This window comes from Novosphingobium sp. BL-A-41-Hi4B-X5A (genome assembly GCF_055521705.1).
The window spans coordinates 2,518,890-2,542,232 of record NZ_CM145500.1 but is presented as its reverse complement, the minus strand read 5'-3'; the positions used below and the strand labels follow the sequence as shown (position 1 = coordinate 2,542,232).

At 64.0% G+C, this 23,343-nt stretch carries 22 protein-coding genes; 9 read left to right on the top strand and 13 right to left on the bottom strand.

The features are described 5' to 3' along the window. Positions 1 to 2 precede the first annotated feature (2 nt). Positions 3 to 1,286, bottom strand: coding sequence for a UDP-N-acetylglucosamine 1-carboxyvinyltransferase (gene murA / locus ACZ1JY_RS12395; protein ID WP_168903069.1), 1,284 nt, complete (start codon positions 1,284 to 1,286; stop codon positions 3 to 5). A gap of 101 nt (positions 1,287 to 1,387) precedes the next feature. Here murA and galU point away from each other — a divergent pair, with 101 nt between their 5' ends. Beyond that, positions 1,388 to 2,326 (top strand): UTP--glucose-1-phosphate uridylyltransferase GalU, encoded by a 939-nt coding sequence (gene galU / locus ACZ1JY_RS12390; RefSeq protein WP_465129467.1) that lies wholly within the window; start codon positions 1,388 to 1,390, stop codon positions 2,324 to 2,326. 27 nt (positions 2,327 to 2,353) lie between these two features. On the opposite strand, the gene ACZ1JY_RS12385 is transcribed toward galU, so the two are convergent. Further along, positions 2,354 to 3,025: a TetR/AcrR family transcriptional regulator gene (locus tag ACZ1JY_RS12385; RefSeq protein WP_465129466.1), complete on the bottom strand. Its 672-nt coding sequence runs from the start codon at positions 3,023 to 3,025 to the stop codon at positions 2,354 to 2,356. A 158-nt stretch (positions 3,026 to 3,183) separates the two neighbouring features. Between ACZ1JY_RS12385 and ACZ1JY_RS12380 the strand changes: the two genes are divergently transcribed. The 3 genes from ACZ1JY_RS12380 (at position 3,184) to ACZ1JY_RS12370 (ending at position 8,130) form a co-directional block, all read left to right on the top strand. Further along, entirely contained in the window at positions 3,184 to 4,293 is a 1,110-nt protein-coding gene (locus ACZ1JY_RS12380) for a Gfo/Idh/MocA family protein (protein ID WP_168903071.1), read from the top strand. Positions 4,294 to 4,306: 13 nt separating this feature from the next. Next, positions 4,307 to 5,362, top strand: coding sequence for a sugar phosphate isomerase/epimerase family protein (locus ACZ1JY_RS12375; protein WP_465129465.1), 1,056 nt, complete (start codon positions 4,307 to 4,309; stop codon positions 5,360 to 5,362). A gap of 389 nt (positions 5,363 to 5,751) precedes the next feature. After that, positions 5,752 to 8,130, top strand: coding sequence for a TonB-dependent receptor (locus ACZ1JY_RS12370; RefSeq protein ID WP_168903073.1), 2,379 nt, complete (start codon positions 5,752 to 5,754; stop codon positions 8,128 to 8,130). Between the two features lie 78 nt (positions 8,131 to 8,208). On the opposite strand, the gene ACZ1JY_RS12365 is transcribed toward ACZ1JY_RS12370, so the two are convergent. Beyond that, positions 8,209 to 8,820 carry a thioredoxin family protein gene (locus ACZ1JY_RS12365; protein WP_062343283.1) on the bottom strand — a complete coding sequence of 204 codons (612 nt, stop codon included), beginning with the start codon at positions 8,818 to 8,820 and terminating at the stop codon, positions 8,209 to 8,211. A gap of 218 nt (positions 8,821 to 9,038) precedes the next feature. On the opposite strand from ACZ1JY_RS12365, the gene ACZ1JY_RS12360 reads away from it, so the two are divergent. From ACZ1JY_RS12360 to ACZ1JY_RS12350, 3 genes are all read left to right on the top strand, one after another. Further along, positions 9,039 to 9,791, top strand: a complete 753-nt coding sequence (locus ACZ1JY_RS12360; protein ID WP_465129464.1) for an electron transfer flavoprotein subunit beta/FixA family protein — start codon at positions 9,039 to 9,041, stop codon at positions 9,789 to 9,791. Then, positions 9,791 to 10,723, top strand: a complete 933-nt coding sequence (locus tag ACZ1JY_RS12355; RefSeq protein WP_465129463.1) for an electron transfer flavoprotein subunit alpha/FixB family protein — start codon at positions 9,791 to 9,793, stop codon at positions 10,721 to 10,723. The genes ACZ1JY_RS12360 and ACZ1JY_RS12355 overlap by 1 nt, the downstream gene beginning before the upstream one ends. A 149-nt stretch (positions 10,724 to 10,872) precedes the next feature. Continuing rightward, on the top strand, positions 10,873 to 11,793 hold the full coding sequence (locus ACZ1JY_RS12350; RefSeq protein ID WP_465129462.1) for a hypothetical protein: 921 nt from the start codon (positions 10,873 to 10,875) through the stop codon (positions 11,791 to 11,793). A gap of 166 nt (positions 11,794 to 11,959) precedes the next feature. Here the strand turns inward: ACZ1JY_RS12350 and ACZ1JY_RS12345 are convergent, their stop codons facing one another. The 5 genes from ACZ1JY_RS12345 to ACZ1JY_RS12325 are packed head-to-tail and all read right to left on the bottom strand — an operon-like array spanning position 11,960 to position 15,490. Then, positions 11,960 to 12,643, bottom strand: a complete 684-nt coding sequence (locus tag ACZ1JY_RS12345) for a glutathione S-transferase family protein (protein ID WP_465129461.1) — start codon at positions 12,641 to 12,643, stop codon at positions 11,960 to 11,962. A gap of 45 nt (positions 12,644 to 12,688) precedes the next feature. Next, complete coding sequence (locus tag ACZ1JY_RS12340; RefSeq protein WP_465129460.1) at positions 12,689 to 13,237, bottom strand: glutathione peroxidase; 549 nt, start codon at positions 13,235 to 13,237, stop codon at positions 12,689 to 12,691. A 13-nt stretch (positions 13,238 to 13,250) separates the two neighbouring features. Further along, positions 13,251 to 13,913, bottom strand: coding sequence for a CoA transferase subunit B (locus ACZ1JY_RS12335; RefSeq protein WP_118072506.1), 663 nt, complete (start codon positions 13,911 to 13,913; stop codon positions 13,251 to 13,253). Positions 13,914 to 13,931: 18 nt separating this feature from the next. After that, positions 13,932 to 14,783 (bottom strand): hypothetical protein, encoded by an 852-nt coding sequence (locus ACZ1JY_RS12330; protein WP_465129459.1) that lies wholly within the window; start codon positions 14,781 to 14,783, stop codon positions 13,932 to 13,934. Beyond that, positions 14,780 to 15,490, bottom strand: coding sequence for a CoA transferase subunit A (locus ACZ1JY_RS12325; protein WP_465129458.1), 711 nt, complete (start codon positions 15,488 to 15,490; stop codon positions 14,780 to 14,782). Before ACZ1JY_RS12325 ends, ACZ1JY_RS12330 begins: the two co-directional genes overlap by 4 nt. 94 nt (positions 15,491 to 15,584) lie before the next feature. Here ACZ1JY_RS12325 and ACZ1JY_RS12320 point away from each other — a divergent pair, with 94 nt between their 5' ends. Further along, a complete protein-coding gene (locus tag ACZ1JY_RS12320) occupies positions 15,585 to 16,466 on the top strand; it encodes a LysR family transcriptional regulator (protein ID WP_465129457.1) in 882 nt (293 codons plus the stop codon). Between the two features lie 62 nt (positions 16,467 to 16,528). Here ACZ1JY_RS12320 and ACZ1JY_RS12315 read toward each other — a convergent pair whose 3' ends face one another. The 5 genes from ACZ1JY_RS12315 to lgt form a co-directional block, all read right to left on the bottom strand. Beyond that, positions 16,529 to 17,350, bottom strand: a complete 822-nt coding sequence (locus ACZ1JY_RS12315; protein WP_168905456.1) for a cytochrome c1 — start codon at positions 17,348 to 17,350, stop codon at positions 16,529 to 16,531. A 32-nt stretch (positions 17,351 to 17,382) separates the two neighbouring features. Next, positions 17,383 to 18,675, bottom strand: a complete 1,293-nt coding sequence (locus tag ACZ1JY_RS12310) for a cytochrome b (RefSeq protein WP_039337158.1) — start codon at positions 18,673 to 18,675, stop codon at positions 17,383 to 17,385. Between the two features lie 11 nt (positions 18,676 to 18,686). Next, a complete protein-coding gene (petA, locus tag ACZ1JY_RS12305) occupies positions 18,687 to 19,250 on the bottom strand; it encodes a ubiquinol-cytochrome c reductase iron-sulfur subunit (RefSeq protein ID WP_465129456.1) in 564 nt (187 codons plus the stop codon). A gap of 287 nt (positions 19,251 to 19,537) precedes the next feature. Continuing rightward, positions 19,538 to 20,584 (bottom strand): class I SAM-dependent methyltransferase, encoded by a 1,047-nt coding sequence (locus ACZ1JY_RS12300; RefSeq protein ID WP_465129455.1) that lies wholly within the window; start codon positions 20,582 to 20,584, stop codon positions 19,538 to 19,540. Then, positions 20,581 to 21,468, bottom strand: coding sequence for a prolipoprotein diacylglyceryl transferase (gene lgt / locus ACZ1JY_RS12295; protein WP_465129454.1), 888 nt, complete (start codon positions 21,466 to 21,468; stop codon positions 20,581 to 20,583). The genes ACZ1JY_RS12300 and lgt overlap by 4 nt, the downstream gene beginning before the upstream one ends. Before the next feature lie 166 nt (positions 21,469 to 21,634). Here lgt and ACZ1JY_RS12290 point away from each other — a divergent pair, with 166 nt between their 5' ends. Continuing rightward, positions 21,635 to 23,338 carry a class I adenylate-forming enzyme family protein gene (locus ACZ1JY_RS12290; RefSeq protein WP_465129453.1) on the top strand — a complete coding sequence of 568 codons (1,704 nt, stop codon included), beginning with the start codon at positions 21,635 to 21,637 and terminating at the stop codon, positions 23,336 to 23,338. Positions 23,339 to 23,343: the final 5 nt, after the last annotated feature.

The following is a 23,343-nucleotide window of genomic DNA, read 5'->3' as shown; positions in this document are numbered from 1 at the left end:
CGTCAGTCGCCCCCGACGCGATCGATCTCGGCACCCAGCAGCGATAGCTTCTCCTCAAGCCGCTCATACCCTCGGTCGAGGTGATAGAGGCGATGCACCTGGGTTTCGCCCTCGGCGGCAAGGCCGGCAATCACCAGGCTCATCGAAGCGCGCAAGTCGGTCGCCATGACTTCAGCCCCGGTCAGCTTGTCGACGCCATGGACCACGGCGGTGCGGCCCTTGGTCTCGATCCGCGCGCCCATGCGGTTCAGTTCCGGCACGTGCATGTAGCGGTTCTCGAAGATCGTCTCGGTCAGCACCGAAGACCCCTTGGCAAGGCACAGCATGGCCATCAGCTGTGCCTGCATGTCGGTGGCAAAGCCGGGATAAGGCGCGGTCGAGAGCGTTACCGGCTTCAGCGGCCCATCGGCAGCCACGTAAATGCCGCCCTTGCGCGGCTCGACATGAACGCCGGCATCACGCAGCGCCTGCACGGTCGCTTCCATGTCCTCGATCCGCGCGCCCTGGAGCATGACATCGCCGCCGGTGATCGCGGCGGCACAGGCATAGGACCCGGCCTCGATGCGGTCGGGCATGACCATGTAGGTCGCGCCGTGCAGGCGGTCGACGCCATGGATCGTCAGGTCCGACGTGCCGATGCCCTCGATCTGCGCACCCATCGCCACCAGCAGATTGCACAGGTCGACGATTTCCGGCTCGCGCGCGGCGTTGTGCAGGGTGGACTTGCCCTTGCACAGCACGGCGGTCATCAGCGCATTCTCGGTTGCGCCGACAGAGACGACGGGGAACGAATAGCGCCCACCCGGCAGGCCGCCATCCGGCGCGATTGCGCGCACGTAACCGGCGGCCAGTTCGATCGTCGCGCCCAGCGCTTCCAGCGCCTTGAGGTGAAGGTCGATAGGACGGTTGCCGATGGCGCAGCCGCCGGGCAGCGAAACCGTCGCCTCGCCCGCGCGCGCCAGCATCGGCCCGAGCACGAGGATCGACGCGCGCATCTTGCGCACCAGATCATAGGGCGCGACCGACGAGGTCAGCCGCGTCGCCTGCAGCGTCATCACCCGGCCGAAATCCTCGGGCCGCGCGCCTGCGATCGAGGTGGAAACCCCGAACTGGTTCATCAGGTGCTGGAAACCGTCGATGTCGGCCAGGCGCGGCAGGTTGCGCAGCGTCACCGGCTCATCGGTCAGCAGCGCGCACGGCAGCAGCGTGAGGGCCGAATTCTTGGCGCCCGAAACCGGCACCGTTCCCGAAAGGCGCTTGCCGCCACGGATGATGATCTTGTCCATCGCTGCCGTTTATCCGGTTTTCAGGGCGGTGCAAGCTTGGGGCATACGATAACGTGACGTCACGCGCTTGACATTTCACCTCAGTAATTGTGCAGTGCATCATGAGGATGCAACAAAGCATGGATATTGGCTGGAAAATGGGTTCTGACACTTCGCGAAAGCCGATCCGCAAGGCCGTTTTTCCGGTCGCAGGTCTTGGCACGCGCTTTCTGCCTGCCACCAAGGCGATCCCCAAGGAAATGCTGCCGATCATCGACCGTCCGCTGATCCAGTACGCGGTCGACGAAGCGCGCGAGGCCGGGATCGAACAGCTCATTTTCGTGACCGGTCGCGGCAAGACCGCCATCGTCGAACACTTCGACACCGCCTACGAACTTGAACACACCATGTCCGATCGCGGCAAGGCGCTCGAAGTGCTTGAGCCCACGCGCATTCTGCCGGGCAATCTTGTCATCGTGCGCCAGCAGGTGCCGATGGGCCTGGGCCACGCGATCTGGTGCGCCCGCGCGGTCGTCGGCAATGAACCCTTTGCGATTTTCCTGCCCGACGAAATGATGGTCGGCGATCCCGGTGGCAAGGGCGGCTGCATGAAGCAGATGGTCGATGCCTACAACGAAGTCGGCGGCAACCTCATCTCCGTGCTCGAAGTGCCGCAGGAGGAGGTGTCCAGCTACGGCGTGATCGCGCCCGGCCAGAGCGTCTCGGATTCTCTTACTGAAGTCACCGGCCTCGTCGAAAAGCCCAGGCGCGAGGATGCGCCTTCAAACCTGATCATCTCTGGCCGCTACATCCTCCAGCCCGAAGTGATGCGCACGCTCGAGAGCCAGGAAAAGGGTGCCGGGGGCGAAATCCAGTTGACCGACGCGATGGCCCGGATGATCGGCCAGCAGCCCTTCCACGCCGTGAAGTTTGATGGACGCCGCTTTGACTGCGGCAGCAAGGCCGGATTCGTCGAGGCGACGTTGTCGCTCGCGCTCGAACGCCCCGACATGGCCGACGAAGTCCGCGCGATCATGAAGCGCCTGCTCGCCCAAGGCTGAACCTTCCGCCCCCGACCTTCAGGCCCCTCAGGGAGCGCGCAGATACGCCAGGCACATGCGGCCAAGTTCGCGCTTCAGGACTTCCCAGTCATAATCATGTGCCGCTTCGCCCGAGGAGCCGAGGCTGAGCTGGCGCGCCAGCGTGGCGAAGACGATCTTGTAGGCCGAATTGGCCTTGGTCTCATGGTCGCTGCCGCCAAACGTGTCGCGATAGTGGAGCATCGCGTTCATGCCGAGCTGCGTCGCACGGAAGGCGTGATCCTTGCCCGGCTTGGAAACAAGCGGATCGAACGACGCCCGTTCCATCGCAAGGCGCAGCAGCGGCGCATTCACGCGCAACACTTCGGCATAGCCCGCCACGTAGCGCGGCATGAACTCGTCAAGCGTGGGGGACTGCGCCAGCACCTCGGCCACCATCGCATCTTCGGCAGCGGCAATGTCTTCAAGCGCACGGGCAATCACCGCGCGGACCAGGTTGTCCTTGCTCTGGAATCGCAGGTAGATCGAACCGATGGAGACGTTACCCTTCTGGTTCACGTCCTGCAGCGTAAAGTCTTCGCTGCCCCGCTCCAGCATCAGTTCGCGCGCTGCGGACAGCATCCGCTCCAGCGAAGCCTTGCTCCGGCCCTGCTGGGGCTTGCGGCTGACCGTTTCAACTGCCAGTTCCGGTTCTTCCGCCTGCCTACCCGCTCGTGCCATTGCGTACCCGTTCGCCTTCAAAGAAAATTTTGGTTCTAGAACGATGCGCGGGTTTGTTACACGAATCGCAAAGCTTGGCGATGGCAAATCGGCGTACGCCGAACCTTGACCGGACGAATTTTGAAAATAGAATGGTTTTTCTAAATTAGGAGAGACTGATGCGGCGTTTGCGGATGGCACTGATTGGTGGCGGGCCGGGTGCTTTCATTGGCCCGGTGCACCGCTTTGCCGCTGAACTGGACCGCGAGATCGAACTTGTCGCCGGGGTCTTTTCCAGTGATGCCGCCCGCAGCGCGGCCGCAGGCGAAAGCTATCGCATCGATCCCGCCCGCGCCTACCCTTCGCTCGACGCGATGTTCGCCGCCGAAGCCTCGCGCGCGGACGGGATCGATTTCGTCTCGATCGTCACGCCCAACCATAACCACCTCCCTTCAGCCCGCGCCGCGCTCGCGGCCGGCTATCCGGTGATGACCGACAAGCCGCTCACCGCCACGCTGGCCGAGGCGCACGAGCTGGCCGCAGTGGTGGCGGATGCAGGCAAGCCGTTCGGCGTAACCTACACCTACTCCGGCTACCCGCTGGTCCGCGAAGCCCGCGCCCGCATTGCCGCCGGCGAGATCGGCACCGTGCGCAAGGTTGTCGTCGAGTATCCACAAGGCTGGCTGGCAGGAGAAGCGGTCGGCAAGCAGGCGGAATGGCGCGTCGATCCTGCCAAGGCGGGTCTCGGCGGTTGCATTGGCGATATCGGCGTCCATGCCTTCCAGCTGGCCGAGTTCGTCACCGGCCTGCGCGTCACCGAACTGCTGGCCGATCTTGGCGCGGTCGTGCCCGGCCGCCTGCTCGACGATGACTGCTCGATCCTCCTGCGCTTCGATAACGGTGCGCGCGGCGTGCTGCTCGCCAGCCAGATCGAAGTCGGTGAACTCAATGGCCTGCGCATCCGCGCCTATGGCGACAAGGGCGGCGTGACCTGGAAACAGGAAGAGCCCAACACCCTCACCATCAACCGGCTCGACGGCACCTGCACTCTCGTACGCTCCGGCACAGGGGTCCTCGGCAGCGACGCAGCATCGCGCACGCGCACGCCCGGCGGGCACCCCGAGGGCTATCTCGAAGCCTTCGCCAACCTCTATCGCGATTTTGCCGCCCTCTTGCGCGGTGACAGCGCTCCGCTCCTGCCCGGCATTGCCGATGGCGTGCGCGGCATGACATTCATTGACACCGCCGTTTCCGCCAGCCGCGACAATGCCGGCTGGGTCAAGCTCTGAGGATAAAAGCGCCATGAAGACCATCAAGGGCCCGGGCATCTTCCTCGCCCAGTTCGCGGGCGATGCCGCACCGTTCAACAGCCTCGAAGCCATCGCCGACTGGGTGGCGGGGCTCGGTTACAAGGGCATCCAGATCCCCAGCTGGGACGGTCGCCTGTTCGATCTCGAAAAGGCCGCGACGAGCCAGACCTACTGCGACGAGATCAAGGGCATGCTCGCCGACAAGGGGCTGGAGATCACCGAGCTTTCCACCCACCTCCAGGGCCAGCTCGTGGCCGTGCACCCGGCCTTCGATGCGCAGTTCGATGGCTTTGCCCCGGAAGCGGTCCACGGCAATCCCGCCGCCCGCCAGGCCTGGGCCGTACAGCAGATGAAGTACGCCGCCAAGGCCAGTGCCAACCTTGGCCTGAAAGCGCACGCCTCGTTCTCGGGCGCGTTCGCCTGGCCCTACTTCTACCCATGGCCAGCGCGGCCGGCAGGGCTTGTCGAGGACGCCTTCGACGAACTGGCCCGCCGCTGGAAGCCGATCCTCGACGTGTTCGATGAAAACGGCGTCGACGTTGCCTACGAAATCCATCCCGGCGAGGATCTCCACGACGGCGTCACGTTCGAGATGTTCCTGACACGCGTCGGCAACCATCCGCGCGCCAACATTCTCTATGATCCCAGCCACTTCGTGCTGCAGCAGCTCGATTACCTCGCCTTCATCGACATCTACCACGAACGCATCAAGTGCTTCCACGTGAAGGACGCCGAGTTCCGTCCCAATGGGCGCTCGGGCGTCTATGGCGGGTACCAGTCATGGGTCGATCGCCCGGGCCGCTTCCGTTCGCTCGGCGATGGCCAGGTCGATTTCCCCGGCATCTTCAGCAAGATGGCCGCCAACGACTATGCCGGCTGGGCCGTGCTGGAATGGGAATGCGCGCTCAAGCACCCGGAAGTGGGAGCCGCTGAAGGCGCACCGTTCATCGACCGTCACATCATCAAGGTGACCGAGCATGCCTTCGATGACTTCGCCGCCGGTGGCGCTGATCGCGCCCTGAACGCAAGGCTGATGGGCATCGGCTGACACGACCCAGCCGCGCAAAAGATCAAGGCGTCGGGGGCTCTCCGACGCCTTTTTTGCGTTAATCATATCAAAAAGTGATCGGTTTCCATCAAATCTGTTTTCTTTGTGAATTGTCAAAACGAGCATAGGCTCCATGACAACGGCGGCTTCTAGGAAGGCTCTCATAAGCTCTGCCTATGGCAGCTGAAAGCTTGTGTATTTTACTTGATGCCAACCCTGCGCCACAGTCCCGGCACGATTTGGCAACCCACTCGCCCTCGCGTTGCAAAAATGCCGCAAGGTGTCGAAAGTTTTCTACCAATAGAATTGGGGTTCTAGTTTTTATAATTCTAATCTGCTAACACGCTGCCACGCCCAACGCGGCGCCACCTGGGGAGGAACTGAAGATCATGCCCAAGACCCTGTATACCCATGCCCTGCTGGCAAGCGCCTGCGCGCTGGCTTTCGCCCTGCCCGCCCACGCGCAGGAAGCTGCCGAAGAGGCCGATCCCAACGTCATCATCGTCACCGCGCAGAACCGCGCGCAGAACCTCAACGACGTTCCCATCAAGATCGACGTGGTCTCCGGCGAGGAGCTTCAGAAGGCTGGCTTCGGCAGCATGAACGACGTCGGCAAGATCGCGCCTGTTGTTCAGCTCAACCAGGACCAGGGCACGGTGAAGGTCACAGTGCGCGGCGTCGGCACCACCTCGAACGACGAAGCGCAGGACACCTCGGTCGTCGTCAACATCGACGGTGAATACATCAACCGTCCGAACGTGATGGGCATGGCCCTGTTCGACATCGACCGCGTCGAAGTGCTGCGCGGCCCGCAGGGTACGCTCTATGGCCGCAACTCGACCGGCGGCGCGATCAACTTCATCACCCGCAAGCCCGGCAAGGAGTTCGGCGCAAACGGCTCGATCAGCTATGGCAATTACAACGCCGTGCGCGCCGATGCCGGGGTTGATCTGCCGTTGGGCGACGTTGCCGGCCTGCGCGTCTCGGGTTTCTATGATGACCGCGATGGCTACAGCAAGCACCCTGCCGGCGGCGGCTTCTTCGTGTTCCCGGCCTACAAGGCAGGACGCTCGGACGACAACCACTCCTACGGCGGCCGCGTTTCGCTGCGCCTCGAGCCGGTCGATCGCCTGACCATCAACCTCGCCGGTGAATACTCGCACCGCAGCTTCACTCCGGGCGTCTTCGCTGCGGGTGATCTCAACGCTGCTGGCAACGGTCCCACCGGCGGCACTTGCAACAACGGCTTTACGCGCGTTGCCCCGGCCTATCCGCAGGTCCTGTGCGTGCCCAGCAACACCAACCTGCTCTCGAAGGTTGACCGCAGCAACTACGCCGCGCCGCTCTTCGGCATCGGCCATGTCAGCGATCACACATGGGCCGCACGCGGCCGCATCGCCTACGAGATCAGCGATGCCGCAACGCTGACCTACATCGGTGGTTACCGCAAGTACTCGGGCGATCCGAGCCGCCTGACCCTGCCGACGATCTACCAGTCGTACAACTTCCAGGACGAAGCCGACACACAGAGCCACGAACTGCGCGTCAACGGCACGCTCGGCGGGGTGATCTACCAGGTGGGCGGCTTCTACTTCAAGGAGAAGATCGCGCGCGAAAGCGGCTTCATGCTGCCGAGCTTCATCTTCGGTGCGCCGCCGTTCGGTGCCAACGGCCCCACGCCCGGCACCTTCCTCAGCTACTTCGGTCGCTATGTCGAAAGCGACAGCAAGTCGGTCTTTGGCCAGGTCGAAGTGCCGCTGACCGAACAGCTGACTGCCGTTGGCGGCCTGCGCTACACCGACAACAGCCGCGATGCGACTTACGTCAACGCCAACCCCTTCGGCCCGTCGCGTCCGTTCCTGTTCGCTACCGGCCCGAGCCGCAAGAACATCAATGCGATCAACGCCTCGTTCCTGCCCCTCAAGAGCAGCGACAGCAAGGTCACTTGGCTTGCCGGCCTGAACTACAAGCCGAACAGCGATACGCTGCTGTTCGTCAAGGCTTCAACAGGCTTCAAGGGCGGCGGCTTCGACTCGGTCGGAACCTACAAGCCCGAGACGAATACCGCGTTCGAAGGCGGGTGGAAGCAGACCTTCGGCGATCATGGCCAGCACCAGTTCAACCTTGGCGGGTTCTACTACGACTACAAGGACCTGCAGGTCTCGGTCCTGCTCGACACTGCCATCGGCGGCCAGATCTTCAACGCCGGCAAGGCCAAGATCTGGGGTCTCGAAGCCTCGGCAGACATCGCGCTGGACGATCGCACGAACTTCCACGCCTCGGCTAACTACCTGAACGCCGAGTACAAGGAGCTCTTCGCCCAGTTCAACGTGTTCGACCTCTCCGGCGCCCGCAACGGCGTGGGTGATCTCGATCCGACGAAGCCCGGCGTGCAGCAGCCGAACTTTGCCGGCAACCGCCCGCCGTTCTCGCCAGAATTCGTCATCACGGCCGGTCTCGACCACACCTTCCCGCTCGGCGACATGGGTGGCCTGACCGCACGGGTGAACACCACCTTCAAGAGCAAGTACTTCACCGACTTCTACAACTATCGTGATGGTGAGCAGAGCGCGCTCAGCCAGACCGATGCGAGCCTCGAGTACCAACCAGAGGACAAGAAGTTCACGATCAGTGCGTTCGTGAAGAACATCGAGGGCACCCGCCCGCTGACCTACGGCAGCTTCGTCTCCGCAGGTCCGGACGATATCTTCAACTGGCAGTTCGGCACGCCGCGCACTTACGGCGTCCGCCTCGCGGTCGACTTCTAAGTCGACGCGGGATCGTCAAAAAAGGAAAGGGGAGCGCATCGCCGCTCCCCTTTTTTTGTTGCCTTCAGGCCGGCAAGCTCATCCCCACGACGGGTCCTTCCCCGGTCGCCACTTGATGCTGCAACCGGCGCTCGGGTGCTGCGGCTGTGGCGCCGGCTGTCCGCCGAGCAGCGCATCCACGGCGCGGCGCATGTCTTCGCCCGTCACCGGCAGGTCGGTCCGCAGCGGCGGCAGGCCCGGCACGGGCGGCCGGTTGATCTTCGGCCTGCTCGCATCGAACTGGCCTGCGTAGTAGAGCAGCCGCTCGCGATCGTAGAGGAAGAAATCCGGCGTGCAGATCGCATTGTAGGCCAGCGCCACATCCTGCGTCTCGTCATGGAGGTAGGGGAACGGAAAGTCCTTCTCGGCCGCCAGCTTCTGCATGTGCGGATAATCGTCTTCGGGAAAATCGTCCGGCCAGTTCGAAGAGATCGCCACGACCTGCAGGCCCTTGGGCTGATACTCCCGCGCAAAGGCGATGAATTCGTCCAGCACGTGCAGCACGAACGGGCAATGGTTGCAGATGAAGGCCACCAGCAGCGCCGGGCTCTCGGCGAAGTTGCCCAAGGTCCGCAGCCTTCCTTCGACGTCCGGCAGCTCGAAGGGCGGAGCCGGCTTTCCGTAATCAAGTTGGCGAGACAGTCTCAGCATCATCCGCTCCTTTATTAGAATCTTCGTTCTTTTACACTGACCAGCCCAGCGGTCCAAACGCTTCCTCAACAGACCCAAACTGCAAAGTTCCGCTTTGCACCTTTGCAAATTTACCGTGGACACCATCCACGTTCCGCGTCATCGCGAGGATCGAGCCGGTGCCGCATCCTATTCTGGTGCTGTGCATCAACGGCATGGGATTGGCAGGAGCACGACACATGAAAGCCCTGGTCTGCGTGAAGCGCGTGATTGACTACAACGTGAAGCCTCGGGTGAAGGCGGATGGTTCGGGGGTTGATCTTGCGAACGTGAAGATGAGCATGAACCCGTTTGACGAGATCGCGGTCGAGGAGGCCATTCGCCTGAAGGAAAAGGGCGTGGTGAGCGAGATCGTGGCGGTGTCGGTGGGCGTGGCCAAGAGCCAGGAAACGCTGCGCACGGCTCTGGCGATGGGCGCGGACCGGGCGGTGCTGGTGCAGGTCGAGGACGGCACCGAGGTCGAGCCGCTGGCCGTGGCGAAGATCATCAAGGGTATTGCCGATGAGGAGCAGCCGGCGCTGATCATCACCGGCAAGCAGGCGATCGACGATGACAGCAACCAGGTCGGCCAGATGGTCGCCGCATTGCTGGGCCGTCCGCAGGGCACCTTTGCCAACGAGGTTTCGGTCGAGGGCGATGCGGTCGTCGTGAAGCGCGAGATCGACGGCGGTCTGCAGACCGTGCGCCTCGCATTGCCGGCGGTGGTCACCACCGACCTGCGCCTGAACGAGCCGCGCTATGCCTCGCTGCCCAACATCATGAAGGCCAAGTCCAAGCCCTTGGCCACCAAGTCGCCCGCCGACTACGGCGTGGACATCGCCGCGCGCCTCAAGACGCTCAAGGTCAGCGAACCGCCGGTGCGCTCGGCCGGCATCAAGGTGCCCGATGTCGACACGCTGGTCGCCAAGCTCAAGGAAATGGGAGTAGCCTGATGTCCAAGGTTCTCGTTCTCGTCGAACACGACAACGCTTCCGTCAAGGATGCCACCTTGGCCGCCGTCACCGCCGCAGGCCAGCTGGGCGAAGTGACCGCGCTGGTCGCCGGATCGAACTGCGACGCTGCCGCACAGGCCGCCGCGCAGATCGCAGGCGTGGCCAAGGTGCTCAAGGCCGATGACGCCAGCCTCGACAACGCGCTGGCTGAAAACGTCGCCCCGCTCGTGGCTGGCCTGATGGCCGACTACGACGCCTTCGTCGCGCCCGCCACGACCACCGGCAAGAACGTCGCCCCGCGCGTGGCCGCGCTGCTCGACGTGATGCAGATCTCGGACATCCTCTCGGTCGAGGGTCCCAAGACCTTCACCCGTCCGATCTACGCCGGCAACGCCATCGCCACGGTCGAAAGCTCCGACGCAAAGCTGGTCATCACCGTGCGCGGCACCGCCTTTGCCAAGGCTGCATCCACCGGTGGCAGCGCAGCGGTCGAAGCCGTCAGCGCCGGTGCCGACAGCGGCCTGTCGACCTTCGTCAGCGCCGAGATCGCCAAGTCGGAACGTCCCGAACTGACCAGCGCCAAGATCATCGTCTCGGGCGGCCGCGCGCTGAAGGACGCTGCCACGTTCGAGCAGGTCATCACCCCGCTCGCCGACAAGCTGGGCGCCGGCATTGGCGCATCGCGCGCCGCCGTCGACGCAGGCTACGTGCCCAACGACTACCAGGTCGGCCAGACCGGCAAGATCGTGGCACCGGAAGTCTACATCGCGGTCGGCATCTCGGGCGCGATTCAGCACCTTGCCGGCATGAAGGACTCAAAGACCATCATCGCCATCAACAAGGACGAGGACGCCCCGATCTTCGCAGTGGCCGACATCGGCCTCGTCGGTGACCTGTTCACGCTGGTCCCGGAACTCACCGGCAAGCTCTGACACCATCACACAAAACGCCACCCTGGAGTGTTTCCCCGGGGAAACACTCCAAATGGGTTAAGCGTGGAACAGGCCCTGCCACGTTGGCGGGGCCTCTTTCGTTTGATTACACCACTTCAAATCCGGGCGATTGCGGTTAGGCTTCGCGCATGAAACAGTCCGCACGCTTTGCCTTGTGCCTCCTCCTGGCCGACCTCCCGCTTTCTACGGCATTTGCTACGCCGCTCGTGCTGGAACCGAGTTCTGACTGGACGTTGCATGTCCAGGAGGACAACTGCCAACTGCTTCGCAAGTTCGGCCAAGGGCAGGACGAGCTCACCGTCCAGTTCGATACGCGCAGTCCTGCGGAAAGCCCTTCGCTGATGCTGATCGGCGAACCTGTCAGCTTCCGGGGGGAGAAGACCAGCCTCAAACTTTCGATGCTGCCGGGCGGCGGAAGTTACAGTTGGGTCGACAATTCCGTCACGCGTGGTTTTACGCCCGATGGCAAGCCTACTCTGCTCGTGAGCTACGTGCCTTTCGTCGACAAGCCGGACAGCACGAAGCCGAAGCATGCCGATTTCCATGCCCGGCGCCGCCTTGTGCTCATGCCCGCGAAGATTGCGGCGATCGACAGCATGCTCGTCGAGCCCGCGCTGAAGCCACCGCTCTTGCTGAAGCTTGGCTCGATGGCCGAACCCTATGCCAGCTTGCGCCGCTGCGGGATGAACGTGGTGCGCAGCTGGGGTATCGAACCCACGGACACCGCACAGATGCCGGAGACCTATCCCTCACCCCGGCGCGGCGCCGATAGCTGGATCGCCGCCCTTCCCTTGCCCCGGGCAACGTCGCAACGGTCAGACCGGGCCGAGGCACGCGTGCGCCTGATGGTCGACGAACAAGGCCGCCCCTATGACTGCAAGATCAACGTCACCATGGTCAAGGCAGGCTTTGTCGATGAAACCTGCCAGTATCTTATGCATAATGCCAAGTTCGATCCGGCGCTGAATGCTGCACAGAAGCCCGTCAAGGGATGGTGGACAACGGTTATCCGGTTCCAAATGCGCAAGGGGGCGAACGTCGGCCCGTAATTGCATTTCGTGCAACCGAAACTCCGTCCTTCGCACTTGCGGAATCAGGGCTGAAACCGCACATAGGACAGGCCTTTCAGGCATCCTCTCCCAAACTTTCCAAGGCTGGCCTTCGGGCCGGCCTTTCTTTTTGCGCAATTGACTCGCAGTCAAGCGCCAAGGCAGATCAGGCGCGGCGGTAGTCGGCGATGATCTCTCCGCATTCGGCCAGTTCGGCCTCGTGACCTTCCTCGCGCCAGGCTTCCTCAAGCGCTTCGGCTTCCCATTGCTGCATGGCGGGGTGCGCCAGCACATGATCCACCCACGCCTGCCCTTTGCCGACATCCAGCCCGTAAGTGCGGATGCGGAAGGCAACGGGCGCGAAGAAAGCGTCGAGCGCGGTGAGAGCAGGCCCTGCCAGCCAAGGCCCGCCAAAGCGCTCCAGCCCCTCTTCGAAGATCTCGCGCACGCGGGCCACATCGCGCAGCAGCGCCGGGCGCATCGGGCGGGGCTTCACGCGAACGCCGACGTTCATCGTGCAGTCGTTGCGCAGGGCGGAGAAGCCTCCGTGCATTTCAGTCACGGCGCAGATGGCGAAGGCGCGAGCAGCTTCGTCAGCGGGCCAGACGCCGTCATGCCGTTCCGCAAGATAGAGTGTGATGCCGAGCGAATCCCACACCGTCCGTGCGCCATCTTGCAGGACGGGCACCTGCCCGGTGGGCGAGAAGGCGCGGAATTCGTCGTAATTCGACGGCTTGGTGAAGGGCTCGATGCGATCCGAAAAAGGAATGCCGAGCGCCTTCATCAGCAGCCATGGCCGCAGCGACCAGCTTGAGTAATTGCGGTTTGCGGTGATCAGGGTGTAGCTCATGGGGCGCGAACCTAGCGCGCCATGAGCCACGCGCAAGCAGGCCGGCTACTTCGCCAGTTCGGTATCAATCGCCGCCACCAGCGCCGCATCTTCAGGCGTGACGCCCGGAGCGAAACGGGCGGCGACCTTGCCGTCGCGGCCGATCAGGAACTTCTCGAAGTTCCACAGGACTTCGGGGTCCTCGGTGGGCGTCATGCCATATCCCTTGAGCCGTTCGCGCATTTCTGCGGCCGGGCCCTGCTTGGTCGGAGCAGCCTGGATCAGCGCGGCATAGAGCGGCTGCTTGGCCGGACCGGTCACGTCAGCCTTGGCAAAGAGAGGGAAGGAGACCCCGTAGTTGAGCTTGCAGAACTCGGCGATTTCCTCGTGGCTGCCGGGCTCCTGCGCGCCGAAATCGTTGGCCGGGAAGCCCAGCACTTCAAAGCCGCTGTCTGCCTTGGCCTTGTAGAGCGCCTCAAGCCCCTCGTACTGCGGGGTCAGCCCGCACTTGGAGGCGACGTTGACCACCAGCAAGACCTTGCCGGCATGGTTGCCCAGCGTGTCCGGGCTGCCATCGATCCGGCTCAATGGAATTGCGGCAAGGTCATTGGCCATCAGGTGCTCCCCCTCAGAGATCGACGTAGTGCGCCGTCGTGCGGGCGCGGACCTCCTCGGCGGACACGCCCGGCGCGCACTCGATCAGCTTGAAAGGCGAATTGTGGTCCGGACGCTGGAAAACCGCAAGGTCGGTCACGATCATGTCGACCACGCCCTTGCCGGTCAGCGGCAGGGTGCAGGCGGGGATGAATTTCGGATCACCGTTCTTGGCGCAGTGCTCCATCACCACGATGATCTTCTTGACCCCGGCGACGAGATCCATTGCGCCGCCCATGCCCTTGATCATCTTGCCCGGGATCATCCAGTTGGCGATATCACCGTTCTCGGCCACTTCCATCGCGCCCAGCACGGTGAGGTCAATCTTGCCGCCGCGGATCATCGCGAACGACTGCGCGCTGTCGAAATAGGCCGAATGGGGCAGTTCGCTGATCGTCTGCTTGCCGGCATTGATGAGGTCGGCGTCCTCCTCCCCCGCATAGGGGAATGGGCCGATGCCGAGCATGCCGTTCTCCGACTGCAGCGTCACAGTCATCCCCTCGGGCACGTGGTTTGCGACAAGGGTCGGGATGCCGATGCCGAGGTTCACGTAGAAGCCGTCCTGCAGTTCGCGCGCGGCGCGTGCCGCCATTTCGTCACGGCTCCAGCCCGTCTTCAGCCCGTCATGCGTGGTCATGGGTCTTGCTCTTTCGTGTCACTTGATGGGGGGCGGCGCGAGGAACCAGCCTGCGCCGATGAACTGTTCGAGCGCGATGGCGACAGGGCCATCGGCATTGCGCAGATAGTCGAAGACCTCGTCGAAATCGGCCTTCCGGTCGCCGGCAATCGCCAGCACGCACCAGTCGTCGTCCGCGCGGTCGAGGATCTGCTGCTTGCGGGTCTCGCGCGAATGCAGGAGCATGACCCGATCGATGCCGAGCGGATCGAGTCCGGTCGCCTTGAGGATCGTGGCGAGGCGCTTGGCATCGCTATCGGGCAGCGAGGCGATCCACACCACCGCCGTCCCCGTGCCGCGGATGCGCCGCAGGTGCTGGGCGAGGCCGGGCATCGGAGTGGGCGGATCGTTTAGGTCGAACGCCTTGTCGCCCGGATCGAGATCAATCAGCACGGCCCCGCGCTGGTCGGTGCAAGGGCTCATCTTGGGGACTGCGACAAGACTGCGCTGATCGAGCAGGGCAGAGGTGCGCACCTTGGCCGGCTGGGCCGCCTCGGCTTGGGCCAGAACATAGGCGGCAAGCGCGCCGTAGGGATCGTAGGACGAATCGTCTGCGGCTTGAGGCTCTGCCGCTTCGACCATCGGTGCGGCCGCAGCAGGCTCCGGCACTTCCGGGGCAGGCGCCAGCAGTGGCGGCGTGGCCGAGACGCCTTGGCCGACTGTCACTTCGGGCGTCGTCTGGGGTTTGGGTTGCTCGGGCTTGTTCTTGCCCTTCACCGCCTTGGTACCGAGCGCGCCCGTCGCCGCCAGTGGCGCGATGGCCGCAGCGACGCAGCCCGAGAGCTGCGTGGCCGCCAGCGCCGCCATCAGAGGCAGCGCATGCCGGATCATGCGGCTTCCCGCTCGCGCACGGTGCGGAACTCGATCTTCTTTTCGTAAGGCGCGCCGACGATCATGCGCTGCACATAGACGCCGGGGAGGTGAATGCTGTCCGGGTCAAGCGAGCCCGCCGCCACGATTTCCTCGACCTCGACGACGCAGACCTTGCCGCAAGTTGCGGCAGGCACGTTGAAGTTGCGCGCGGTCTTGCGGAACACGACATTGCCGGTCTCGTCCGCCTTCCAGGCCTTGACCAGTGCGATGTCGGCGAAGATGCCGCGTTCAAGAACGTATTCCTGCCCGTCAAATACCTTGGTTTCCTTGCCCTCGGCCACGAGCGTGCCGACGCCGGTCTTGGTGTAGAAGCCGGGAATGCCGGCGCCGCCGGCGCGCATGCGCTCGGCGAGAGTGCCTTGCGGGCAGAATTCGACTTCGAGTTCGCCGGAAAGGTACTGGCGCTCGAACTCCTTGTTCTCACCGACGTAGCTCGAGATCATCTTCCTGACCTGCCGGGTACGCAGCAGCTTGCCGATGCCCTCGTTGTCGATCCCGGCGTTGTTGGAGGCAAAGGTCAGGTCCTTGACGCCCGAATCGCGCACGGCATCGAGCAGGCGTTCGGGGATGCCGCACAGACCGAAACCGCCGCAGGCAATCAGCAGGCCATCGCGCAGCAGGCCATCGAGCGCAGCAGTGGCATCGGCATAGAGCTTCTTCGACATCGGCAGACTCTCCTTTTCGCCGGAGGTGCTAGCACAGGATACAAATTGAAAAGAGCGATTGTTTTTTATCACAATCGATAACAACCTGTGATCAATGAAGCGAATTGCGATCTATCACCTTGAAACGCTGCTGTGGATCGCGCGCCTCGGCACGTTCCGCGCCGCGGCCGAGCGGCTGAACACCACGCAGCCCGCGATATCCGCCCGCGTGCGCGAGATCGAGGAGCAGCTGGGCATCGCGATCTTCCGCCGGGAGGGGCGCAACATGGTGCTGACCGCGCGCGGGCGGCGGCTGGTGCAGGAATGCGAGCCGCTGTGGGCAGGGTTCGAAAAGGCGCTGCTGACGGCGTCCGGCTTCGAGGGCGCCAGCGGCGTCGTGCGGATCGGTTCAGGCGAGATTGCCGCAGCATCGTGCCTGCCGGGCTTCGTCCATGCAATCGAGCGAGACCTGCCGGGGGTGACGCTGGAACTGGAGCTGGACCTGACCGCGCGCATGTTCCAGCAACTGCTAGGCGGCACGATCGACCTTGCTTTCCTGGCGGGACCGGTGGCGAGCCCGGGCATTCGGACCACGCCTATCGGTTCAGTCGGCCTCGTCTGGGCAGCGAGCGCGCGGACGGCAGCGGCGGGCGGCTTTGCCAATGCCTTGCCGGTGTGGTCAATTCCGGACCTCTCGCCGCTGCACGGCGTGACGATGGAGACGCTCGAAGCCAACCGCGTCACGCCGCGCTCGGTGGGCACCTGCAACAACGTGCGCACGCTGATCGACATCGTCACCGGCGGCGGCGGCGCGGCCGTGCTGCCCGAGCCGATGGTGCGGCCACTGCTGGAGGCGGGCGTGCTCGCCGAGGTTCTGCCGGCCCCTGCCCGCAAGATCCGCTTCGAGGTTGCGATACGCAATACCGAGAACGATCCGCTGGTGCTGGAACTGTTTCGCCGGGCGAGCGACCTGAGGATCGACGGCACGCCGGACTGACGCACGAAAAAGGCCACCGTTTCCGGTGGCCTCGTTCGTTTTGCCCATCGGGCGGGAAAGGCTTATTCGCCCTTCTTGTCCGCCCAGACGTTCTTCTTGGCTAGGTAGGCCAGCACAGTGGCGAACAGGAGGAAGCCGAGCACGGCCCAACCGGTCTGCTTGCGCTTGTCGAGCTTTGGTTCGGCGGTCCAGATCAGGAAGGCCGAGACGTCCTGCGCCATCTGGTCGACCGTGGCCTTGGTGCCATCCGAATAGGTCACCTGGCCTTCGCCGGTCAGCGGAGCGGGCATCGAGAGGTTCAGGTTGGCGAAGTACGGGTTGTAGTACAGGCCATCCGGAGTCTTGGCATCCGGGAACTTCTTGAGCAGTTCGGCAGGCTGTTCCTGATAACCGGTCAGCAGCGAGGCGACATAGGCGCCGCCGTTGTGACGGGCCTTGGTGATCAGCGACAGATCCGGCGGGCTGCCCTGTCCTGCGTAGTACACGGTCGGGAAGTAGTCCGACGGGATGTTGTCACGCTCTGCGCGCTCGCCGGTCTTCGCATCGAAGGTCGGCTGCTTGGTGCCCCACTCCTTGGCGATCGCCTTCACTTCGGCTTCCGAGTAGCCGAGGGCGGCGAGGTCACGGAAGGCAACGTGCTTGAGCGAGTGACAGGTGGAACAGACTTCCTTGTAGACTTGGAAGCCGCGCTGCAGTTGCTGCTTGTCGAACTTGCCGAACGCCCCGTCGGACGCGAACTTCACGTCCTTGGGGTGCAGGTGGAACTCGTGCTCTGCCGTGGGGGCAGCGGGTTCCGAGATCGCCGAGTAGGCGCCATTGCCGAACGACCAGAGCAGTGCGACGGCGAAGAAGAGGCCGACTAGGGGGCCAAAAAGACGGACCATGGGGTTCTCTTTCTCTTGCGCTTCGTACCGGCTCAGGCGGCCGCAGGGTTGGCGTTGAGCACTGCGCTCTCATCCTTGCCGAGCACGGCTTCGGTGATCGAGAACGGAAGCGGTTCCGGCTTCTCGATCGACGAGACGATCGGCAGGATGATGAGGAAGTGCGCGAAGTAGTACAGCGATGCCAGCTGGCTGAGCATCACGTAAGGTTCCGCAGCCGGAGCGCCGCCGCAGTAGAACAGCACGGCCATGGTCGGGATCAGGCCGAACCAGAAGAACTTGCGGAACAGCGGACGGTAATGGCCCGAACGCACCGGCGAGGTATCCAGCCAGGGCAGGAAGAACCACACCAGGATCGCCCCGAACATCGCCAGCACGCCCATGAGCTTCGCCGGAATGAAGAAGAAGTCATAGGTGAAGGCGCGCAGGATCGCGTAGAACGGCCAGAAGTACCATTCCGGAACGATGTGCGCAGGGGTCGAGAGCGGGTTGGCCGGGATGTAGTTGTCCGGGTGACCCAGCGCGTTCGGTGCGAAGAACAGCACCGCGCAGTAGATCAGCAGGAACACGCCGAGACCGAAGCCGTCCTTCGCCGTGTAGTACGGGTGGAACGGAACGGTGTCGCTCTCGCTCTTCACTTCGACGCCGGTCGGGTTCGACGAGCCGGGGATGTGCAGCGCCCAGATGTGCAGGATGATGACACCCGCGATCACGAAAGGCAGCAGGAAGTGCAGGGAGAAGAAGCGGTTGAGCGCGGCGTTGTCGGGCGCATAGCCGCCCAGCAGCCACACCTGCAGCGGTTCGCCGACGACCGGGATCGCGCCGAACAGGCCGGTGATGACCTTGGCACCCCAGAACGACATCTGGCCCCAGGGCAGCACGTAGCCCATGAACGCGGTTGCCATCATCAGCAGGAAGATGACCACGCCCAGCAGCCAGATCATCTCGCGCGGGGCCTTGTACGAGGAGTAGAAGAAGCCGCGGAAGATGTGGAGATAGACGACGACGAAGAACGCCGAAGCGCCGTTGGCGTGGGCGTAGCGCAGCATCCAGCCCCAGTTCACGTCGCGCATGATGTGCTCGACGCTGTCGAAGGCAACGCCAGCGTTCGCGGCATAGTGCATCGCGAGGATGACGCCGGTCACGATCTGAAGCACCAGGCAGAAGCCGGCGAGGACGCCGAAGTTCCACATGTAGTTCAGGTTGCGCGGAACCGGATAACCGGCGCCGACGGCGTTGTAGACGAAGCGGGGCAGCGGCAGCTTCTCGTCAAGCCACTGCGTCAGGCCATTGGCCGGCTTGTATTCGTTTGCCCAGGGAAAGCTCATGTTGCCTGTCCTCAGCCGATCTTCACGACAGTGTCGGAGATGAATGCATATTCGGGCACCTCGAGGTTCTTCGGTGCCGGACCCTTGCGGATGCGTGCGGCGGTATCATAGTGCGAACCGTGGCACGGGCAGAAGTAGCCGCCGAACTCGCCCTTCACTTCACCTTCGCCCGCGCCCAGCGGCACGCAGCCGAGGTGGGTGCAGACGCCCATGGTGATGAGCCAGTTGGTCTTGCCTTCCTTGGTCCGCTCTTCCAGCGTCTGCGGATCGCGCAGCGAGGAAGCGTCAACCTTGTCGGCAGCGGAAACTTCTTCCGGCGTCAGGTTGCGGATGAACACCGGCTGCTTGCGGAAGACCGCCTTGATCGCCTGACCCGGCTGGATCGCCGAAATGTCGATTTCGGTGGAGCTCTGCGCCAGGACGTCCGCCGACGGCGCCATCTGACTTACCAGCGGGACCAGCACGGCAGCGCCGCCAACCCCCGCAAAACTCACCGCCGCGATATTGATGAAATCGCGCCGGCGCACGCCTTCTTCGGCCGGTGCCGAAGTGTCGATGCTTGCCTGTTCAGCCATTGAAATTCCCTGCCTGCTGCCGCCGCGCACGCGGATCGCGCACGGTCCAACTTGCCCCTTTGGAGCGGCTCTGGAAATTGCCCATGGGGCTAACCACATGGACACCGGAACCGCACGGGAACCGGGCACGCGCAAATGCACGGCCCCGGCCCCCACTTGGCGCGCCTGATAGACGCAAAGCCACGGCTTTGCCAACAGGCATTTTGGTGCGGGAAACAGCCCTTGATCGGGCCCGTATTTCCGGGCGATTTCAGTCTTGCGACAGTTGGTGGCGCACAGGTTTCGCCTCAGGCGAATCCGGCGCCTTGCGGCCAGTGCGGCCCGGCGAGTCCCATGACCTTGAACAGAACGCCCATCTGGCCTTCCCCGGTCAGCCGCTCGCGCGCGGCGTGGATTGCCTCGGCATGGGTGGGAGCATAAGCCGCCAGCGCTTCGGCCCGCGCATCGATCCCCAGCGCCCGCAACCAGCGCCCCTGCTCGACCGTGCCGAGCCACTGCACCCCGCGCGACAGCGCGATCGGAGCCAAGGCCGAGAAATCGACATGCGCGGTAAGGTCTGCGTCACCCGGATTGGAAAAGACATCGACCTTGCGATGCGCCCGCACCGCCTGGAGCGAGGAGCCGAAGCGCGGCTCGGCGTGGCCATAATCGATGAACAGCGCTGCGCCGCCCTGTCCGGCCAGCCTGCCCGCCACTTCATAGACGACTGCGGCCGAAGCCGGCGATGTTTCGATGATCGTGCCTTCAGGGGCATCCTGCCGCCCCTGCGGCACAGCCGCATCCATCGGCGCGGAGCCTGCGACCGGCACCAGTCGCCCCTCGGCAAGGCCTACCATGCGCTCGCGCCAGCCAGCAGGCGTCCGCACCATCTGCCGGACCGGCAGGGCATCAAGAAATTCGTTGCCGACGATCAGCAGCGGCCCGTCGCTTGGCAGGGTGGAAAGATCGGCATGCCAGAACGCCGTCGGATGGAGTTCGAGTTGCAGCGCCTTGAGCGCCGTGCTCGTCTCCACGAAATGCACCCGCGGCGTCAGGCCATAGCGGCGTGCCGCGCCCAGCGCATCGCGCGCCAAGGTGCCGCGGCCGGGCCCGAGTTCGACATAGTGGATCGGCTCGGGCCGCCCGGCGCGAATCCACATGTCGGCCATCCACAGCCCGATCAGTTCGCCGAATATCTGGCTGATCTCGGGCGCAGTGATGAAATCGCCCGCCGTGCCGAAGGGATCGCGGCTGGAGTAATAGCGCCCGTTGGATTCGGCCATGTAATGCGCCACGCTGATCGGCCCGGTGTTGGCGATCAGGCGGGCGAAGGTCTCCAGCAGCGATTGGCTCACGCCGGGACGGCTCCGCCCGCGGGCACCGGCTTGCGCATCAATCCGCGCAGAAGGAAGAACAGGCCCACTGCCATCATCGGGACGGTCAACCACTGGCCCATCGAAAGACCGGTCTGCATGGCAAAGTCGAGCAGCTGGGCATCGGGCTCGCGGAAGAATTCGACGGTGAAGCGCGAAAGGGCATAGCCCAGCGTGAAAGTGCCGACGAGCAGCCCCGGCCGCCAGCGCGCCTTGGTCTTCCAGAACAGCGCGAGCAGGATGACAGCCAGCACAAGCCCTTCGAGCCCCGCTTCGTAAAGCTGGCTGGGATGGCGTGCGACCGGCCCACCACCGGGGAAGACCATCGCCCACGGCACGCCGGGACCTGCCTCGCGGCCCCACAGCTCGCCATTGGCGAAGTTGGCCAGACGGCCGAACAGCAGGCCGAACGGCACGCAGACGGAAATGTAGTCGCACACCCGCACGAAGTTCAGCTTGCCGCGCCAGGATACCCAGGCAATCGCCAGCACGGTGCCGATCAAGCCGCCGTGGAAGCTCATCCCGCCTTCCCACAGCTTGATCAGGTTTTCAGGATGCGACAGCAGTTCGGGCGCATAGAAGATCGCATAGCCGAGCCGCCCGCCAAGGATGATGCCGAGCGTTGCATAGAAAAACAGGTCGTCGGCATGGCGCTGCGCCATCGGCGCACCGGGCTGGCGCAGCATTTTCGACAGGTGCCAGTAGCCCAGCACGATCCCGGCGAGATAGGCGAGGGAGTACCATTTCAGCGCAAAGAACCCGAGATCGAGCGCGATCGGCCCGACGCCCAGATCCTCCCAGCGAATCGGCGCATGTCCGGCACCTGCGGACGCCGACGCTACGGCAAGCGCGGTTGCTGTTGACACTAGTGACAGCAAGAAGTGAACTCCCTAGAACTTCGTGAACGGACCCGTTTTCGTGCTGTCAAACGCGCCCAATAGGGTAACGTATTGGCACAGGGAAAAGGTTGCAGGCAAACCCGAAAAAGGCGCGAAACAAGACAGCGTCAGGGTGAGGAGACGAAAGGGTATCATGAAGACCGAACTGGACCTTGCCATGGACGGCGCCTTTGGCGCGCTCACTGCCGAAGGTGGCATGTTCCACACCGTCCCGATCGAGCGGTTCGGGCAGCAATTGCCCATGATCGCCGCCGCCCCGCCGCACCTGCCGGCCTACTTCGCGTACTTCTGCGCGACGCAGGGCGGAAAGACCTTCATCGTCGATGGCGATACCCGCCTCAGCTTTGCCGATGCCTACAAGGCCGCGCGCCATGTCGCGGGCGGCCTGGTCGAAGGGCTGAAGCTGCAGAAGGGCGAACGAGTCGGCATCGCCGCGCGCAATTCGGCCAACTGGGTCATCGCCTACATGGGCGTGCTGATGGCAGGCGGTTGCGCCACGCTGCTCAACGGCTGGTGGCAGGGCGAGGAACTGGCGCACGGCATCGATCTGGTGAAGTGCCGCTTCGTCATTGCCGATGCCGGCCGCGCCGCCCGGCTCGATGGCCACGCCCATGGCGCGCAGCTCCTGCCGATGGGTCACGATTGCCCTTATGAAGAGGGCCTTGCCGCGCTGCTCGCAAACGGTGGCGGGATGGAGACGATCCTGCCCGACCTTACCGGCGACGATCTGGCCACGGTGCTGTTCACCTCGGGCTCCACCGGCATGGCCAAGGGCGCCTATTCGGATCATCGCGGCGTGGTTCAGGGCACGATGAATTACGTCTGCCAGTCGGCCGCGATGCTGGCGATCCTCACCGCGCGAGGCGAAGGCCCGGCCGAAGGCTCGCAGCCGGTGACGCTGGTCAACGTGCCGCTGTTCCACGTGACCGGCGAAGTGCCGGTGTTCCTCCAGTCCTTCGCATTGGGCCGCAAGCTGGTGCTGATGCCCAAGTGGGACGCGGTCGAGGCGATGCGCCTGATCGAGCGCGAGAAGGTGACCTACTTCGTCGGCGTGCCACTGATGAGCTTCGAGATCGCCACCCACCCCGATCGCGACAACTACGACCTGTCGACCTGTGTCTCGTTCGCTGCCGGCGGCGCGCCGCGCCCGATCGAGCATGTCGACCGCATCCGCAAGGCACTGCCCCATGCCTTCCCGCTGCTGGGCTATGGCCTGACCGAGACCAACGGCGTCGGCTGCGGCAATCTGAACGAGAACTACCTGGCCAAGCCTGGCAGCACCGGCACCGCCTCGCGCCCGCTGGTCGATCTCGCGATCCTCGATGACGATGGCAAGCCACTGCCCCAAGGCCAGGTCGGCGAAGTGTCGATCCGCTCGATCTGCAACTTCCTTGGCTACTGGGACAACGAGAAAGCCACGCGTGAGGCAATCATGCCCGATGGCTACTTCCGCACCGGCGACCTTGGCTACCTCGACCCCGAGGGCTACCTGTTCATCGTCGACCGCAAGAAGGACATCATCATCCGCGGTGGCGAGAACATCTCGTGCATCGAGGTGGAAAGCGCAATCTACGCCCACCCCTGCATCGCCGAGGCCAGCGTGTTCGGCCTGCCGGACGAGAAGCTGGGCGAAGTGCCCGCTGCGGTCTATCTCGCCAAGGAGAACTGCTCGGCCACCGAGGAGGAGCTGCGCGAGTTCCTGAAAGCCCACATCGCGCCGTTCAAGATCCCGGTGCGCTTCTGGGAAGTGACCGAACCGCTGCCGCGCCTCGGCACCGAAAAGGTCGACAAGCGCAGCTTGCGTGAGCGGTACACCAGGGAATTCCTCACGGCCTGACCGGC